We start from the raw sequence: 16,429 nt of genomic DNA, 5'->3' as shown, positions 1-16,429 counted from the left end.
GGCGGCCCCCTTTAGCAAACAGGATCGATTATCATCCTGCCGCCGGTCCCCCCTAACGGGGGGTTAAAAGGGAATCCGCAGTGCTTTTTCAGCACCCAACGGAACTGCCCCCGCAACTGTAGATGACGAGCCTGCTCCAAGATTGCCACTGGGATACCCCCCGGGAAGGCTGGAGCAAGCGATGACCCATCAGTCAGGAGACCTGCCGGCAAAGTCCACACACTAACCGGCGGGGTGTCCGGGGAGGCATCCTGCTTTGTACTGTTGCTGCAGCAGTACCCGATGATGCATTCCCGTCCGTGCACCTGTGCCCCGTGTACGATCAAATGGAGATTGCATCATGCTGTTGCACCGCGTTGTTACGCTCATGGTCACGCTGGCCTTGCCGGCCCTGGCCCATGCGACCCCCACGCAATACCCCCTGACCCTGCAGAACTGCGCCACCCCGCTGACGTTTGAGCATGCCCCCAAAAGCGCGGTAACCATTGGCCAGGCCGGCACCGAAATGCTCTATGCGCTGGGCCTTGGTGACAGGCTGGTGGGTACTTCTTTGTGGTTCAACGATGTCCCCGTGCAATACCAGGCACAGAACGACAAGGTTGAGCGCCTGGCCGACAATGACCCGAGCTTTGAAGCCGTCATTGGGAAACGCCCGGAGCTGGTGGTCGTGCAGCTGGAGTGGATGGTGGGGCCGCAGGGTGTGGTGGGCACCCGCGAGCAGTTTCACGAACTGAAGATACCGACTTACCTGATGCCTTCTGACTGCGAGGGCAAAGACAACCTGGTTGGCGCCGACGGCACGCGCATGCAGCCATTCAGTATCGACACTGTCTACAAGAGCATCAGCCAGCTGGCAGAGATCTTCGATGTGCAGGCGCGCGGTGAACAACTGAACAACCAGCTCAAGGCGAGCCTAGAAAAATCCATTGCCTCGCTCAAGGGCAAGGACCTGAGCGCCACCAGTGCGCTGTTCTGGTTCTCCAGTGCGGACATGGATATCGACCCATATGTTGCCGGGCGCAAGGGTATCCCCGACTTTATGCTCAACACCCTGGGCGTGCGCAATGTGGTGGAGTCCGATGAAGAATGGCCAACTGTCGGCTGGGAAACCCTGGCCAAGGCCAACCCGACATTTTTGGTCATCGCGCGCATGGATCGCCGACGCTTCCCGGCGGATGACGTCGAGAAAAAACTTGAATTCCTGCGTACCGACCCGGTAACGCGCAATATGGATGCCGTGAAAAACAACCGCATCATTGTCCTCGATGCCCACGGGATGCAGGCCAGCCTGCGCCTGTTCGACGGCATCGAAACACTCGCAACTGCGATCAGCCGCCACGACCTGCCTAAATGACTGCACGGTTGATCACTGCCTTCGCCGCCTGTACAGCACTGCTGCTGGCTGTACTCGCCGGGGTCGCTATCGGTGAAACTCCGATCGCACCCGATGTGGTGCTGCAGGTACTGGCCAACAAACTGTGGGGCGCCGGGCATGCACTGGACCCGATCGACGAAGGCATTGTCTGGAACTATCGCCTGACCCGAGCTCTGGTGGCCGCGGCCTGCGGTGCGGGGCTGGCCATCTGCGGCGTGGTATTGCAGTCCTTGCTGCGCAACCCGCTGGCCGACCCCTACCTGCTGGGCATTTCTGCCGGGGCGTCCACAGGTGCCGTTGTGGTCGCGGTGCTTGGCCTGGGCGCCGGGGCCATTTCACTGTCGGCCGGGGCCTTTGCCGGGGCGATTTGCGCCTTTGCCCTGGTTATTCTGCTGGCACGGGCCAGCGGGCCCTCCGGTGTAAGTGCCCAGATCATCCTGGCAGGCATTGCCGGTTCTCAGTTGTTCAACGCAATCACTGCCTTCCTGATCACCAAATCGGCCAGTTCCGAGCAGGCTCGCGGGATCATGTTCTGGTTGCTGGGCAACCTCAGTGGCGTGCGCTGGCCTTCGGTATGGCTGGCAGTGCCTGCAGCGGTGCTGGGGCTGGCGGTGTGCCTGTGGCATCGACGGGCGCTGGATGCATTCACCTTTGGTGCTGACTCTGCGGCCTCATTGGGTATCCCGGTGCGCCGGGTGCAGCTATTGCTGATCAGTTGTGCGGCGCTGGTGACGGCGGTGATGGTGTCGATTGTAGGCTCCATCGGTTTTGTCGGGCTGGTCATTCCCCACGCCGTGCGCTTGCTGGCCGGTACCGGGCATGGCCGCCTGCTGCCCGTCAGCGCCCTGGGCGGGGCCTTGTTCATGATTGCCGCCGATGTGCTGTCACGCACCTTGATAAAAGGCCAGGTGATTCCCGTCGGCGTGGTCACTGCTCTGGTGGGCGCGCCCGTATTTGCGCTGATCCTGATCGGCCGGAGACATGCACGATGACGGTACTGAGTTGTAGCAACCTGAGTTACCGCGTGGGTGATGCCCAGCTGTTGCAGGGCATCACCCTCAGTGTGCAGCGCGGCGAAACCCTGGGGATAGTCGGGCCCAACGGCTCCGGCAAGTCCACATTGCTCAAGCTGCTGGCCAACCTGCGGGTGCCCGGCCAGGGCCAGGTTTTACTGCACGGGCAAGCGCTGCGCAAAATGAGCCAGCGCAACATTGCGCAAACCCTGGCGGTGGTCGAGCAGCATGCCGACACCCACGACAGCATTGGCGTTTTTGATGCCGTCGCGCTGGGCCGTACACCCTGGCTGTCGGCGCTAAGCCCGTGGTCAGCCGGGGACACGGCCATTGTCGAGCAGGCACTGGCCGATGTGGATGCTACGCATCTGCGCAACCGTACCTGGCGCGGGCTCTCGGGTGGTGAGCGACAACGCGTGCATATCGCCCGGGCCCTGGCCCAGCGCCCGCAAATCCTGTTGCTGGATGAGCCCGCCAATCATCTGGATATCCAGCATCAGCTGGCCATATTAAAAACCATACATGCCCTGCCCGTGACCACCCTGATCGCCATGCACGACCTCAATCAGGCCCTGAGCTGTGATCGCCTGGCGATTCTTGAACGTGGCCGTTTGATGGCGCTTGGTAAACCCCTTGAAGTCCTGACCACGCAACGGCTGCAGAGCACATTCGGGGTACAGGCGCATTACCTGACTGACCCTTTTGACGGCGCGCAGATCCTGCGTATGTGCGTTTGAATACTATTTAAGAGAGCCACCCATGCGTATTTCATCCCTGACCCTGCTGCTGACCACTGCCCTGCTCTGTACTTCGGCACGGGCACAAACCCACGAAGTGAAAATGCTCACCCGCAGTGCCACGGCCGGTATGGTCTATGAACCGGATTACCTGCAGATCGCCCCCGGCGACACGGTCAGGTTCATCCCCACACAAAGCGGCCACAATGCGGCCACACTGCCCGGACTGCTGCCTGAAGGTGCGCAACCGTTCAAGGGCAAGATCAACCAGGAGGTAGAGCAAACCTTCAGCGTGCCCGGCCTCTACGGCATTCAATGCACCCCGCACCTGGCCATGGGCATGGTCATGCTGATTCAGGTGGGCGAACCTTCTACCGAGCCCCCGGTGCTGCCCGCCACGTTACCCAAACGCGCACTGGACCGTTTGACTGCTGCACTGCAACAGCAGCAGGTGGCGAAATGAGTGCCGTGGGTACGCGCTCCGCGATCCTGATCGCCCTCGCCAGCCCCCTGGCCGTGGCGGAGTCGGCCCAGGAGCAAGCCAAGGGCTTTATTGAAGACAGCACCTGGAGTGTGGTCAACCGTACGGTCTACGACAGCCGTGAGTATCGCCACGGAGCCAGCAACAGCGGCGCACGCAATGCCTATAAATCGCGCTCCGATCGCAATGGCTATGCCGAAGAGTGGGCCTACGGCTTGATGGGCACCTTGCAATCAGGCTTTACCCAGGGCCTGATCGGTGTCGGGGTGGATGCCCACGCCTATATGGGCCTCAAGCTGGACAGTGGCGGCGGTCGCGCCGGCAAGGCCCGCCTGCTTGGGCTGGACAACGACGGCTACCCCAAGGACAACTACGGCCGGGGTGGCGTGGCGCTCAAGCTGCGTATGTCCAACACGGTGCTGTCCTGGGGCGAGCAGCGGGTCAAGACCCCGGTGTTCAGCTCATCCGACAGCCGCTTGCTGCCGGAAACGGCCACGGGGGTGTTCCTCACCAGCAACGAGTTCAATGCCCTTAAAATGGTCGGTGGGCATTTCACCGAAAGCACCGACCGCAATGCCAGCAGCCACAATCAGGGCTTTGTGGTCAATTATTCCAATGGCCCCAAAGGCAATGCATTCGACCTGGCCGGGCTGGTGTATACCCCGAGCAAAAACCTCAGCGCCAGCCTTTACACCTCGCGCTATGAGGACACCTGGAACCAGCATTACCTGGGCGCCGTCTTCAGCCACGCGCTGGATGAAAACCGCTCGCTGTCGCTGAACCTCAACCTGTACCGCACAACCGATGAAGGCAAGGCGCTGTCGGGCAATATCGATAACACCACCTGGAGTTTGCTGAGCACCTATGCCCAGGGCCCGCACAGTTTCAGCGTGGGCTATCAGAAAGTGCATGGCAACACGCCATTTGATTATGTGACACGGGGCGCGATTTTCCTGACCAATGCGGTCCAGCTATCTGACTTCAACGCACCCAACGAACAATCATGGCAAGCGCGTTACGACCTGGCGATGACACCCTGGGGTATGCCGGGGCTGGTGTTCAGCGCAGCGTATGTGCGAGGTAGCCAGATTGACGGCAGCCATGTGGATCCGCGGGGCGGCTATGCGTACCTGGGCTATGGCAAAGGCGGGAAGCACTGGGAACGGGATCTCGAAGCGCGCTATGTGGTGCAGAGCGGTGCAGCCAAGGGCACCATCATGTCATTGCGACATAATGTCCATCGCGGCAATACCGCACAGGCCGAACTGGACGCGGACCAGATACGCCTGGCGGTCGAATACCCGCTGACGGGCCGGTTTTAGGTAAACCAACCGTAGCAGCTGCCGAAGGAACGAGGCTGCTGCTACGGCGTTTAACTGCGAATCAGTGCATCGAACCATGATCGTGGTGCATCGGCATGCTATTAAGTGCACGCGCCTCGGCCTTCACCTCAATCTGTTCCTTGACCCCTTTGCTGTCTTCAACAATCAGGGTCAAAGGTACCTGGTCACCGGCTTTGACCTGATTGACCAGGTCAATCAGCATCACATGGTAGCCCTCAGGTTCGATGGCCACGCTCTTGCCCGCCGGTAGCGCTACCGATGTCACTGGCTGCATGCTCATCACGTCGTTTTGCATCTTCGATTCGTGGATCTGTACGGTCTTGGCTACCGCAGAACGGACTTCAACCAGCTTGCTGTCGGTGCTCGAAGTAATGTGCATAAAGGCACCGGTCGAAGGCTGACCGGCCACGGTGGCGCGTACCCAGGCATCATCAACAACGGTTTGCGCAGAAACGTGCAGGCTCATGCCCAGCAGTGACAACAGTAGATACTTAACAGGCTTCATAGGGTTGGCTCATTCCAAAGTGCACAGGATTAGCAGACTGACATCACGGTGAGCAGGTCTTCGGCACACTGCTTGGCTGACAGTGAAGGCGACAGGCCAAGACGCAACACACCACGGGAATCGAAAACGAAACTGGTTGCGGTGTGAGACAGGGTGTAAGAGTCACCGGTAGGGATCTTCTCGTAAAACACCTTGAATTCCTTGGCCGTAGCCGCGGTTTCTTCCAGGGTGCCGGACAAGGCAATAAAGCTTGGGTCAAAGGCTTTTACATAGGCATCAAGCATCGCCGGCTTGTCGCGCTCCGGGTCCAGGGTGATAAACACCACCTGCAAGCGGTCGCCGTCGGGGCCCATCATTTTCTTCGCCTGGGCGGCACGGGCCAGGGCGGTCGGGCACACGGCCGGGCACTGGGTAAAGCCGAAGAAAATCATCGGCATCATCCCGCGAAAACTACCCAGCATCATCTCGTTGCCTTGAGCATCCCTGAGCTTGAACTTGCGCCCGAGGATTTCATTGCTGAGGTCTTTGCCGTACTTGTATGACAAACCGCTGCCAGGGTCGCAACCTGCGATCAAGCCCAGGCTGAGCAAGCCAAGACCGGTGACTACGCGGCGGCGAGTCAGTAAATCATTCATGTCAGGTTCCTTTAAGCGGCCTTTTCCAACGGAAAAGGCCTTTAACCTGCGTATTATCAGGCAGGTGTGTACGCTGCCCGATGCCAGGAGTGACCGGCTTGGCGCGCACGATTGCTGTGGGGTAGACGTGTTGCATGGGCGCAGAATTTACCACTGTCGCTAGGCTGTCGCACGGCAGTCACGCCCCTCAATGGTGCACTACAGCGCCGGCAGCCTGTAAAACCGGGGGATGCAGCAATACCTGCGACAAATCGACACAGGCATGATTTCTGGCGGATTCAGCGCTTTGCACTATGGGCAATCACCTGTCGCACCGTTATAAACAGCAACGCAGACAACACGGCATACAGGCCAAAGAGCCAGGCGGCAGCATTGGCGGCCCCCTCCACGCCACCCGGAGCGGATAAACCGGCCATATTCGCAATCATCCCCGCCAGTGCCGCGCCAATCGCCGTGGCAATCAGTTGCACGGTGGTAATGGACGCACCGGCAATGTCCTTTTCGCTGTCAGGCACATTGGCCAGTACTCGGGTAAGCAGATGCGGCCACGCCAGCCCGATCCCTGTACCGACGCCGATCATTGCCAGGGAAACGCCGGTCAGGCTGATCAATGAACTGCCGCTTTGCGGCACACAGACAGCCGCCAGTGCCAGCCCCGACACCACAAATACGGGGCCGCAGCAGATTGCCCGGTTGGCAGATGCCAGCGCCAGGCCGCTGCTGTAAAGCGCACCAAGGGTCCAGCCGGCCGCCATCAGTGCTGCAATATAGCCCGCCACCAGCGGGGTTTGCAGATGCAAAACCTGCAAGAAGTACGGTACAAACACTTCGCTGGTCATGCCAATGACCATCAGGCTCATCGACAGATAGATCGGCAACAGCGCACTGCCAGGGCTCAGGCTGTGCTTGGGCAACATGCGGTGCCTGTCGCTGCTTTCAACACGGTACACGGCATACAGCAGTACCAGCCCGATCACCAGCCCAAGCGCGTTATACAGCGGCGATGGCTTGATGCTGCCCAGGGCAATCGCCATCACTACGCCAGTCAACAGCAACAGTTGCAGCCAGGGCAAGACCAGACGAGGTGATGCCTCGACGCTTTTTCCGGGCAGCATGGCCCAGGCCAGCAGCATAAACAGCAGGGTCACCGGGATCAGTGCCCAGAATGCTGCACGCCAGGCATCGTACTGCGCAAACACCCCGCCAACGGCCGGGCCAATCAAGGTCGCGGCGCCCCACATTCCTGAAATCAGGGCCATTGCCCTTGGCCACAGGGTTTGGTTGAACACCAGTCGGATCATTGAATACGGCAGGGCAAACAACAGTCCGCCGCCAAGGCCTTGAGTGGTGCGCCCCAACACCAGCACGGCCATGTCAGGGGCGCTGCTGCACACCCCGCAACCCAGCGCAAAGACCAGCCCGGCGAGGCTATACGCGAGCCTGGGGCCAAGGGCCGACAGGCATTTGGCCGACACTACCGAGCCAATGATCGAGGCCACCACAAACAGTGTGGTGTTCCAGGCGTAGTAATCCAGCCCGCCGATATCCTTGACCACCGAGGGTAAGATGGTTGTCACCAGATACACGTTGATGGCATGCAACGCCACTCCGCCTGCCAGTGCCACCGATCGCAGCCCGTTGCGGCCCCATAGCAATGCCGACCATCCCGATGCCGTTGTCATTTCCCTTCCTTGAGTTCCATTTCGATGCAATCAGCCTATTATAAAAGCAAATGCTTTGGTAATTATTTATCCTCCAGGCGGTATGATCCCCCCATAAACCTCATTACCCTGATGGCTTTGTTCTATGCTCGCGACTGACTCCCCTGATGCTGCACGCAACAACGGTGCCACTGCCGAGCGGATCCTGTTTCTGCTGAAAACCCGCGGGCCGCTGAAAACCGCGGATCTTGGGGCAATGCTCGATATCACCCCGGAAGCTGCGCGCCAGCAGGTCCAGAAGCTGGTAGACGGCGCCATGATCGTTGGCTGCCTGATGCCGCCGGTTGGGGCCGGGCGCCCTTCGCAAAAATGGGTGTTGACCGATGCCGCTCAAGCCAGATTCCCCAATACCCATGCGCAGCTCACGGCGCAGTTGATTGATTCAATCAAGCTGATCTACGGCAATGAAGGGATCGACAAAGTGGTCGAGAGCATGGAACTGGCCAATACCCGCGAATACGTTGCAGCCTGTGAGCAAGGGCGAAACCTGCAAGAGAAAGTTCAGGTGCTGGTGGCCATACGCGACAGCGCCGGGTATATGGCGAGCATGGAAGCTGAAGGCGAGAACTGGCTGATCATCGAAAATCACTGCCCGATCTGTGTTGCAGCGCAGCAATGCCAGGGCTTTTGCCGGGCAGAGTTGCAAGTGTTCCAGGCGGCCATCGGGGACTCGGGGCAGGTTGAGCGAACAGAACACATGATCACAGGCAGTCGCCGTTGCGTGTATCGGGTAACCCCTGCTTGACGCGCATTTTTTTCACAGCGGCTTCACCTCCCAGCCACATCCTCCCGATTAACGTGCCGGCCATAACCAGCCAGCCGGACAATGGCGACCGGTTGTTGCACAAACGCGAAGGTGGCAGCGTGGTGTATATCCCGCAATTACCCTGACCATACCCTGTGGGAGCGGGCTTGCTCGCGATAGAAGCGACGCGGTGTACCTGTCACGGCGCGTCGATGCAATCGCGAGCAAGCTCGCTCCCACCGGTACTCAGAGAATTCGGTAGAGCAGGCGTTCGATCCGTACCCGGCTTACGCGACGCAGGAACTTGGCCACCGCTGGCGGATAATCAGCCAGGGTTTCCAGGTCCTTGAAGTTGTCGATACGTTGCGTATGGGCAAAGATAGCCTCCAGCTCCTTGCTGCGCGGCTCCAGCAACTCACGGCGTGGGTCGTCGATCAACAGGCCGTTTTCCAGATCCAGGCGGAATGCCCGTGGATTGAGGTTATTGCCGGTCAGCAAGGTGTAGCGGTCATCCACCCACATGCCTTTAAGGTGGTAGGTGTTGTCACCTTCGCGCCACAGATGCAGGTTCAACAGACCGTTGTCGATCATGCGCTGATGGCTCTTGGCGAAGCGGCGCAGGCTCAGCTCATACAGATACGGCAGCGCTGCGATAACCCGAAACGGTTCGCTCGGCGGGATATAGAAGTCGTTGGCGGTCTTGTCGCCCACCACGATATCAATCCGCACTCCACGTTCCAGAGCCCGGTTGATTTCACGAGTCACCGGCAATGGCAGGTTGAAGTACGGGGTGCAGATGGTCAGCTGTTGCTGGCTGCTGGCGATCAGTTCACAAATAACCCGGCTCAGCTGATTGTTTTTACCCACCCCCAGTAGCGGGCTGACCGACAGGCCAAAGTGGCCGACAGTCCCGGCGCTGGTATCGTAGCTGGCTTTTTTCAGGTGGCTGCGAAAGTCCCCGATAGCGCTGCGCAGGCTGCGAGTGGTAGGCAATGTGGGCAGGTCGAGGCGATGCACGGCCTTGCTCTCGATCAGATCATGCTGGACAAAGTGCTGCATGCTGTCAGCCAGCGGCTTGTTGTGCAGCAGGTGGTAACGGTCGAATCGATACTTGTCGAGCTTGTGCAGGTACACGTTGTTCAGGCTTGCACCGCTATAGATCACGCAGTCATCCACGATAAAGCCCTTGAGATGCAGCACCCCGAACAGTTCGCGGGTCTGCACCGGCACGCCATAAATCGGCACTTGGGTGTCGTGGGCTGCGGTTTGTGCCTGATACCAGGCCGCGTTGCCGGGCTGTTTGCCTGCACCGATCAACCCGCGCTGGGCGCGCAGCCAGTCAACCACCACGGCAATTTCCAGCTCGGGGTGCGCGGCCTTGGCGGCGTGCAGGGCATCGAGGATCTCCTGCCCGGCTTCGTCCTGTTGCAGGTACAAGGCCACCAGCGTGATGCGATGGCGTGCACCTGCAATCTGCTCCAGCAGGCAGCGGCGAAAATCCGCAGGGCTGGGCAAGATGCTCAGCGCATCGGCGGACAACGGAAAGCTGCGCAGTTTAGGCAGCAAGGAGCGTTTGAAGAGCGACGGCATAGGGCTCGCTAAGGGTCGAATGCGAAGAGCCGCAAAGCTTACACGATTCTGTGATGTGTAGCCTCAATGCGGGAGCTGGCTTGCCTGCGATGCAAACGACGCGGTCGGTCTGGCAAACGACAGCGATGCTTTCGCGAGCAAGCTCGCTGCCACAGGGGGGGATTTAACCCCGGGCCAGGATCAGCAACCGCGCAATATCCCGCGCCCGGTCGGTGAGCAATGGTGCTGCCCGGGCGCAGGCGTCCTGCAGGGTCATCGGGCCGCTGGCAATTGCAAATGCCGCGTTGATGCCGTGCTCATACAGCGCCTGATACCCCTCGCCCAACGTGCCGGCCAATACCACCACCGGGACCCCTTCAGCGCGGGCGATGCTCGCCACGCCAAAGGGGGTTTTGCCGCGCAGGGTCTGGGCATCGAAACGGCCTTCACCGGTGATCACCAGGTCTGCGCCCTTCACCGCTTCTGCCAACCCTACAAGCTCGGCCACTACTTCAACCCCGGCGCGAAACTGCGCGCCGAAGAACGCCTTGGCAGCAAACCCCAGCCCGCCGGCAGCGCCCGAGCCTGGCTCGTGGCGCACATCCTTGGGCAGCACGTTTGCACAGTGATCGGCAAAGTGCCCCAGCGCCTGATCCAGCAAGCGCACCTGTTCGGCGGATGCGCCTTTTTGCGGGCCGAAGATTGCCGAAGCACCGTGCTCGCCACACAGCGGGTTGTTGACGTCGGCGGCAATTTCAAAGCGTACTTCGGCCAGGCGCGGGTCCAGGTCTGACAGTTCGATACGCGCCACATGGGCCAGCGCCAGGCCGCCACGCGGCAGGTGGTTGCCCTGGGCATCGAACAAGCCCAGACCCAGGGCCTGCAACGCGCCGGCCCCGGCGTCGTTGGTTGCACTGCCGCCGATAGCCAGGATCACCCTGCGGGCACCGGCGTCCAGGGCAGCCTTGATCAGTTCGCCAGTACCAAAGGTGCTGGTGATGCAGGCATTGCGCTGCTCCGGCTTGAGCAGTTGCAGGCCGCTGGCTTCGGCCATTTCGATGATGGCTGTGTGGCTGTCCGGCAGCCAGCCCCAATGGGCCTCGACCGGCGCGCCCAGAGGGCCTTGCACATGATTGCGGCGCAACTGGCCATTACCGGCGGCGACAATCGCTTCGACTGTGCCTTCACCACCATCGGCCATCGGGCATTTGATCAACTGCGCGTGGGGCATGACATCAGCCAGACCGGCAGCGATCGCATCGGCGACTTTTTCGGCACTCAGACTGTCTTTGAACGAGTCGGGGGCAATCACGATTTTCATGGGGCGCATCTCCAGTTCTTATGCCATCCATGCTGCCAGTAACCGGGCATAAACACGCCAGTCGGGCGCACAAGCAATCACGGGCTTTGTTGTTCATTTGGACAATGCTCAGCTCTGGGGCAGTAACTGCACCCCCAGATAAAGGGCCAGCATGCCATTGAGGCTCAAGGGGTCGACGCCGCTCAATTCCGCGATGCGCTCCATCCGATAACGCAGGCTGTTGCGATGAATCCCCAGCGCATCGGCGCAGGCCTGGCTCTGGCCGTCGTGCTCGCACCAACTGCGCAGTGTGGTAATCAATTGGCCATTGGCGTCCTTGGCCACTACTTTGTGCAGCGGGCCGAGCAGTTCTTCCAATGCATCATCATTGCGATGGCGCCACAGCATTACCGGCAAGCGATAGCGATCAAGGGTTAACAACCGGGTGTGCGGCAGCACATCACGGCCATAGGCCAGCAAATCCCCCACCCGGCGGTAACAGCGGCGCAACCCCTTGAGCGCATCGGCCTGCCCGCCCGCAGCAATGCGCAATACCTGCCAGCCCTGGCCGTCGAGCCTCTCCAGCAAACGCAGATCATCCAGTGCAGCGGTTGCAGGGCGGCACCACAGCAGGGACCCGGTTGCCGGGCACACACACCAGCTGTCCGGGTAGCGTGATTGCAACCAGGCACTCAAAGCCTCGGCACTTTGTCCGTTGCCCAGCTCGAACAGATAGGGGATGCGAGACAGCTGCGGCTTGAGCCCCAGCTGCTGGGCCTCATCCATCAGGCGCGGGGAGTCACCGCCTTCGCTGAGCAGCAAAGCCACCAAGTCATCACAACGCTGGCGTCGCCATTGTTGCTCGGCCTGCTGAAAGCGCTGGCCCACCAGCATTTCAGCGGTCATACGCACCAGTTCGGCATAGGTACGCAGCAGTTCGGGCTCGCCAGTCAGGCCCAGCACCCCGATCAGTCGCTGGTCGAGCAGCAGTGGCAAGTTGATACCCGGCTGCACGCCCTTAAGGCATTTGGCCGTTTGTGCGTCGATTTCCACCACCCGTCCATTGGCCAGCACCAATTGCGCCCCTTCGTGCCGGGTATTGATACGCTCGGGCTCGCCACTGCCCAGGATCAGGCCCTGGCTGTCCATAACGTTTACGTTGTAAGGCAAAATGGCCATCGCACGGTCAACGATGTCCTGCGCCAAATCGTGGTCCAGTTCAAACATGGGGTGACTATCCTTGGGTACATTTGTTCACGGGCACAGAGCGCTTGGCGAAATGCTGTGCGACAGCACAAAGACAGCAGCGTTGTGGTGACCGAGACTCAAGCTGCGGTCAACGTTACCCCTGGATCGTGAAAAAACATAATAAAGAGAGACATAAGATGTCACAGAGCGCCACCGCATCGCTGATCAGCGATGACGATAAAAACGCCATCTACAAACGCATCACCCTGCGCTTGATTCCGTTTATTTTTATCTGCTATCTGTTCAATTACCTCGACCGGGTAAACGTTGGCTTTGCCAAATTACAGATGCTTGACGCCCTCAAGTTCAGCGAAACGGTCTACGGCCTGGGTGCCGGGATCTTCTTTATCGGCTACGTCTTGTGTGGCGTACCGAGCAATCTGGCCCTGACCCGATTCGGCCCCAGGCGCTGGATTGCGGTGATGATGATCAGTTGGGGCACACTGTCGACCTGCCTGATGTTTGTCACCACGCCTACTGGCTTCTATACCCTGCGCCTGCTGACCGGCGCGGCTGAAGCGGGCTTTTTCCCGGGCGTGGTGCTGTATCTGTCGCAGTGGTTCCCGACGTTTCGTCGTGGCCGGATCATGGCGCTGTTCATGTGTGCCATTCCTGTTTCGGGTTTGATCGGTGGGCCTTTCTCCGGCTGGATCCTCAGCCACTTCGCTGCAGGCCAGGGCGGCCTTGCCGGCTGGCAGTGGATGTTCCTGCTGCAAGGCGTGCCTACGGTGTTGCTGGGCGGCCTGGCGATCTACCTGCTCAGTGACAGTTTTGCCAACGCCAAATGGCTGGGTGCCCACGAGCGGGCGGTACTGGAAGCCGACCATCGCCTGGACGCGGACAGCAAGCCGGCCTCTTCCACCGATTCGCTGCTGGCAGTGTTCAAAAACCCGGCCATCTGGGCCTTTGGCCTGATTTACTTCTGCATCCAGAGTGGCGTGTACGCGATCAACTTCTGGTTGCCGTCGATCATCAAGAACCTGGGTTTCAGCGACACCCTGGTGATTGGCTGGATCAGCGCCATTCCCTACCTGCTGGCAGCGGTATTTATGCTGCTGGTCGGGCGTTCTGCCGACTTGCACAAGGAACGCCGCTGGCACCTGGTGGTGCCGATGCTGATGGGTGCGCTGGGGCTGGTGATTGCGGTGAATTTCGCCACCCAGCCGGCCATAGCGATTCTGGGCCTGACCATTGCCACCATGGGCGCACTGACCGGTTTGCCGATGTTCTGGCCGGTGCCGACGGCGATGCTCAGTGCAGGGGCGGCCGCAGGCGGCCTGGCACTGATCAACTCAATGGGGCAAATGGCCGGTTTCCTCAGCCCGTACCTGGTGGGTTTTGTCAAAGACGCCACCGGTTCCACTGACGTGGCGCTGTACTTGCTGGCAGCGGTGATCGTGGGCGGCAGCCTGCTGGCCCTGCGCATGACCCGTGGAATCAAAAACGCATAATCAAGCACAACCTTTGGGAGCCCGGCTTGCCCGCGATGGCAGCACCGCGGTCTGACAGACAGACCGCGGCGTCTGCATCGCAGGCAAACCAGCTCCCACTGATTATCTGGCGCCCACAATCAATCAAGAATTTGCCCTGCAGCTCGCAGAGCCTCAAGCTACGCACTTCTAATAATCAAAATGCGTGTTTCAACGAGGCTGTTGTGTCCAAAGGTATTGTTCTGTCTGTTCTGGCATCGAGCCTGTTCGGTGTCATGTATTACTTCACATCCCTGCTCTGGCCCTTGAGCGGCGCCGAGATCTTCGGCTGGCGGATGCTCCTGACCCTGCCCTGCATGACCCTGTTCATGTGTTTTTCCGGCGATTGGCGGCTAGTGCCGGTGATTTTCTCGCGGCTGCGCCAACAACCGAAATTCCTTGCCGTGCTGTTGGCGTCCAGTGCCCTGGTGGGCGTGCAACTCTGGCTGTTTCTGTGGGCACCGCTCAACGGCCACAGCCTGGACGTTTCGCTGGGTTACTTCCTGTTGCCGCTGACCATGCTGCTCACCGGGCGCCTGGTGTATGGCGAGCAGTTGTCCCATCTGCAAAAAATCGCGGCTGCGCTGGCAACCCTGGGGGTTGCCAACGAGGTGTATCGCGTGGGTGGGTTCTCCTGGACCACATTGGTGGTGGCCATCGGGTACCCCTTGTACTTCGTGCTGCGCAAGCGCTCAGGCACCGACAACCTCGGCGGCCTGTGGGTCGACATGTTGCTGTTGATGCCGGTGGCCTGGTGGTTTGTGCAAAGCGGCGAACAAGGCTTTGATGTGGCCAGCCATCGCCCGGCACTGTACGCGCTGATTCCGGTTTTGGGAGGCATCAGTGCCCTGGCCCTGATCAGCTATATCCTCGCCAGCCGCATGCTCGCATTCAGCCTGTTTGGCCTGCTCAGTTATGTCGAACCGGTATTGCTGGTGCTGGTGGCGTTACTGCTGGGTGAAAGCATCAGCGCCGGGCAATGGCTGACCTACCTGCCGATCTGGCTGGCCGTGCTGGTGTTGATTTTTGAAGGCTTCAAGCATCTGGTACGCCAGCGCCGTTCTGTGTAAACAGTGGGAGCGAGCCTGCTCGCGAAGGTATCACTGCGATTTCCTGCAATGCTCGCGTTGCCTGCTTCGCGAGCAGGCTCGCTCCCACAATCTGCCCTTTTGCACCGTAACAGCCCACCGTTAATCAGTTTTTTTCATAACACGAACGCTCGTTTAAAACGACTTTGGCCCAGTAATTGCTTAGGCTTTTGCAAGTTCAACATTCTCAACAAGAATCACTCCCAAGTAACTGGTTTAAAAGGCGTTTGCCAATGACCGCCAACAGCCTCAAGCTATGCGCCCACTCACACGAGTAACGTTGTAGATCCATTGAGGTTGTTGTGTCTAAAGGCATTGTTCTATCGATTTTGGCTTCCTGTCTGTTTGGCGTTCTGTACTGGTTCACTTCCCTTCTCTGGCCCCTCGATGGCCAGGAAATCTTCGGCTGGCGAATACTGATCTCGCTGCCCTTCATGACCCTGTTTATCTGCCTCTCTGGCGACTGGAAATGGGTTCCTATAATTTTCAAACGCTTACGCGATAAACCTCTACTGATTCCTTGCGTGCTGCTTACCAGTTTCCTGGTCGGTCTACAGCTGTGGATGTTTATGTGGGGGCCGCTCAATGGACACGGTCTGGATGTGTCGCTGGGTTACTTCCTGTTGCCCCTGACGATGATCCTCACCGGCCGCATTGTGTACGGCGAGCACCTGTCGCACCTGCAGAAAATCGCCACGGCCCTGGCCGTGGTCGGCGTGGCCAATGAGCTGTATCGCACCGGCGGCTTCTCCTGGACGACCCTGGTGGTGGCCATCGGCTACCCGATGTACTTCGTGCTGCGCAAGAAGATCGGCATCGACAACCTGGGTGGCCTCTGGCTGGACATGTTGCTGATGGTTCCGGCGTCCCTGTGGTTTGTGCTGGCAGGGCCGCATATCGACCTTGGCGAGCAACGCCAGGCACTGTATGCGCTGGTGCCGCTGATGGGCATTATCAGTGCTGCGGCAGGCTTCTCGTACATCCTGGCCAGCCGACTGCTGCCCTTCAGCCTGTTTGGCTTGCTCAGCTATGTCGAGCCGGTGCTGCTGGTCGCTGTCGCCCTGTTGCTGGGCGATAGCCTGGAAGAGGGCCAATGGCTGACCTATGGCCCTATCTGGCTCGCGGTGGTCGTGCTGATTATTGAAGGCTTGAAGCATGTGAGTCGCCAGCGACGTTCCATCTAGGTCGCCGTCTCCTTCT

Annotated in this window: 15 protein-coding genes and 1 riboswitch; of the genes, 9 read left to right on the top strand and 6 right to left on the bottom strand. The window is 59.7% G+C overall.

The features are described 5' to 3' along the window. Window positions 1–26: 26 nt before the first annotated feature. Window positions 27–225: riboswitch (cobalamin riboswitch) on the top strand. Window positions 226–340: 115 nt separating this feature from the next. Genes V6L81_RS14815 through V6L81_RS14795 form a run of 5 tightly spaced genes read left to right on the top strand, consistent with a single transcriptional unit; the run spans window position 341 to window position 4,928 of the window. Then, entirely contained in the window at window positions 341–1,354 is a 1,014-nt protein-coding gene (locus V6L81_RS14815) for an ABC transporter substrate-binding protein (RefSeq protein ID WP_095024681.1), read from the top strand. Continuing rightward, window positions 1,351–2,367 (top strand): iron ABC transporter permease, encoded by a 1,017-nt coding sequence (locus V6L81_RS14810; RefSeq protein ID WP_338660094.1) that lies wholly within the window; start codon window positions 1,351–1,353, stop codon window positions 2,365–2,367. Before V6L81_RS14815 ends, V6L81_RS14810 begins: the two co-directional genes overlap by 4 nt. After that, window positions 2,364–3,125 carry an ABC transporter ATP-binding protein gene (locus V6L81_RS14805; protein ID WP_133144610.1) on the top strand — a complete coding sequence of 254 codons (762 nt, stop codon included), beginning with the start codon at window positions 2,364–2,366 and terminating at the stop codon, window positions 3,123–3,125. The genes V6L81_RS14810 and V6L81_RS14805 overlap by 4 nt, the downstream gene beginning before the upstream one ends. A gap of 22 nt (window positions 3,126–3,147) precedes the next feature. Beyond that, entirely contained in the window at window positions 3,148–3,588 is a 441-nt protein-coding gene (locus tag V6L81_RS14800; protein ID WP_338660093.1) for a pseudoazurin, read from the top strand. Then, a complete protein-coding gene (locus tag V6L81_RS14795) occupies window positions 3,585–4,928 on the top strand; it encodes an OprD family porin (RefSeq protein ID WP_095019179.1) in 1,344 nt (447 codons plus the stop codon). The genes V6L81_RS14800 and V6L81_RS14795 overlap by 4 nt, the downstream gene beginning before the upstream one ends. Window positions 4,929–4,989: 61 nt before the next feature. Here V6L81_RS14795 and V6L81_RS14790 read toward each other — a convergent pair whose 3' ends face one another. The 3 genes from V6L81_RS14790 to V6L81_RS14780 form a co-directional block, all read right to left on the bottom strand. Then, complete coding sequence (locus tag V6L81_RS14790; protein WP_095019180.1) at window positions 4,990–5,454, bottom strand: copper chaperone PCu(A)C; 465 nt, start codon at window positions 5,452–5,454, stop codon at window positions 4,990–4,992. A gap of 29 nt (window positions 5,455–5,483) precedes the next feature. Next, window positions 5,484–6,089: an SCO family protein gene (locus V6L81_RS14785; RefSeq protein ID WP_016780913.1), complete on the bottom strand. Its 606-nt coding sequence runs from the start codon at window positions 6,087–6,089 to the stop codon at window positions 5,484–5,486. Window positions 6,090–6,367: 278 nt separating this feature from the next. Then, window positions 6,368–7,771, bottom strand: a complete 1,404-nt coding sequence (locus V6L81_RS14780) for an MFS transporter (RefSeq protein ID WP_338660092.1) — start codon at window positions 7,769–7,771, stop codon at window positions 6,368–6,370. Window positions 7,772–7,895: 124 nt separating this feature from the next. Here V6L81_RS14780 and V6L81_RS14775 point away from each other — a divergent pair, with 124 nt between their 5' ends. Continuing rightward, window positions 7,896–8,555, top strand: a complete 660-nt coding sequence (locus V6L81_RS14775) for a metalloregulator ArsR/SmtB family transcription factor (protein WP_095000252.1) — start codon at window positions 7,896–7,898, stop codon at window positions 8,553–8,555. Between the two features lie 246 nt (window positions 8,556–8,801). Here V6L81_RS14775 and pssA read toward each other — a convergent pair whose 3' ends face one another. From pssA to V6L81_RS14760, 3 genes are all read right to left on the bottom strand, one after another. Next, complete coding sequence (gene pssA, locus V6L81_RS14770) at window positions 8,802–10,145, bottom strand: CDP-diacylglycerol--serine O-phosphatidyltransferase (RefSeq protein ID WP_338660091.1); 1,344 nt, start codon at window positions 10,143–10,145, stop codon at window positions 8,802–8,804. A 163-nt stretch (window positions 10,146–10,308) separates the two neighbouring features. Next, complete coding sequence (locus V6L81_RS14765; protein WP_095000254.1) at window positions 10,309–11,445, bottom strand: glycerate kinase; 1,137 nt, start codon at window positions 11,443–11,445, stop codon at window positions 10,309–10,311. A gap of 108 nt (window positions 11,446–11,553) precedes the next feature. Next, window positions 11,554–12,651, bottom strand: coding sequence for a sugar diacid recognition domain-containing protein (locus V6L81_RS14760; protein ID WP_338660090.1), 1,098 nt, complete (start codon window positions 12,649–12,651; stop codon window positions 11,554–11,556). A gap of 158 nt (window positions 12,652–12,809) precedes the next feature. Between V6L81_RS14760 and V6L81_RS14755 the strand changes: the two genes are divergently transcribed. The 3 genes from V6L81_RS14755 to rarD (V6L81_RS14745) all read left to right on the top strand — a co-directional run bounded on the left by V6L81_RS14755 (window position 12,810) and on the right by rarD (V6L81_RS14745) (window position 16,413). Beyond that, on the top strand, window positions 12,810–14,123 hold the full coding sequence (locus tag V6L81_RS14755; protein ID WP_095000256.1) for an MFS transporter: 1,314 nt from the start codon (window positions 12,810–12,812) through the stop codon (window positions 14,121–14,123). Window positions 14,124–14,326: 203 nt separating this feature from the next. Next, the gene (gene rarD, locus V6L81_RS14750; RefSeq protein ID WP_095000257.1) at window positions 14,327–15,211 is read left to right on the top strand and encodes an EamA family transporter RarD; all 885 of its coding nucleotides are present in this window, start codon (window positions 14,327–14,329) and stop codon (window positions 15,209–15,211) included. 320 nt (window positions 15,212–15,531) lie between these two features. Further along, on the top strand, window positions 15,532–16,413 hold the full coding sequence (gene rarD / locus V6L81_RS14745; RefSeq protein ID WP_095019186.1) for an EamA family transporter RarD: 882 nt from the start codon (window positions 15,532–15,534) through the stop codon (window positions 16,411–16,413). Window positions 16,414–16,429: the final 16 nt, after the last annotated feature.

Origin of the sequence: Pseudomonas bubulae (assembly GCF_037023725.1) — a bacterium.
Classification (GTDB): domain Bacteria; phylum Pseudomonadota; class Gammaproteobacteria; order Pseudomonadales; family Pseudomonadaceae; genus Aquipseudomonas; species Aquipseudomonas bubulae.
Note: the sequence above shows the minus strand (reverse complement) of the source record. Positions and strands in the feature narration are given on the sequence as shown.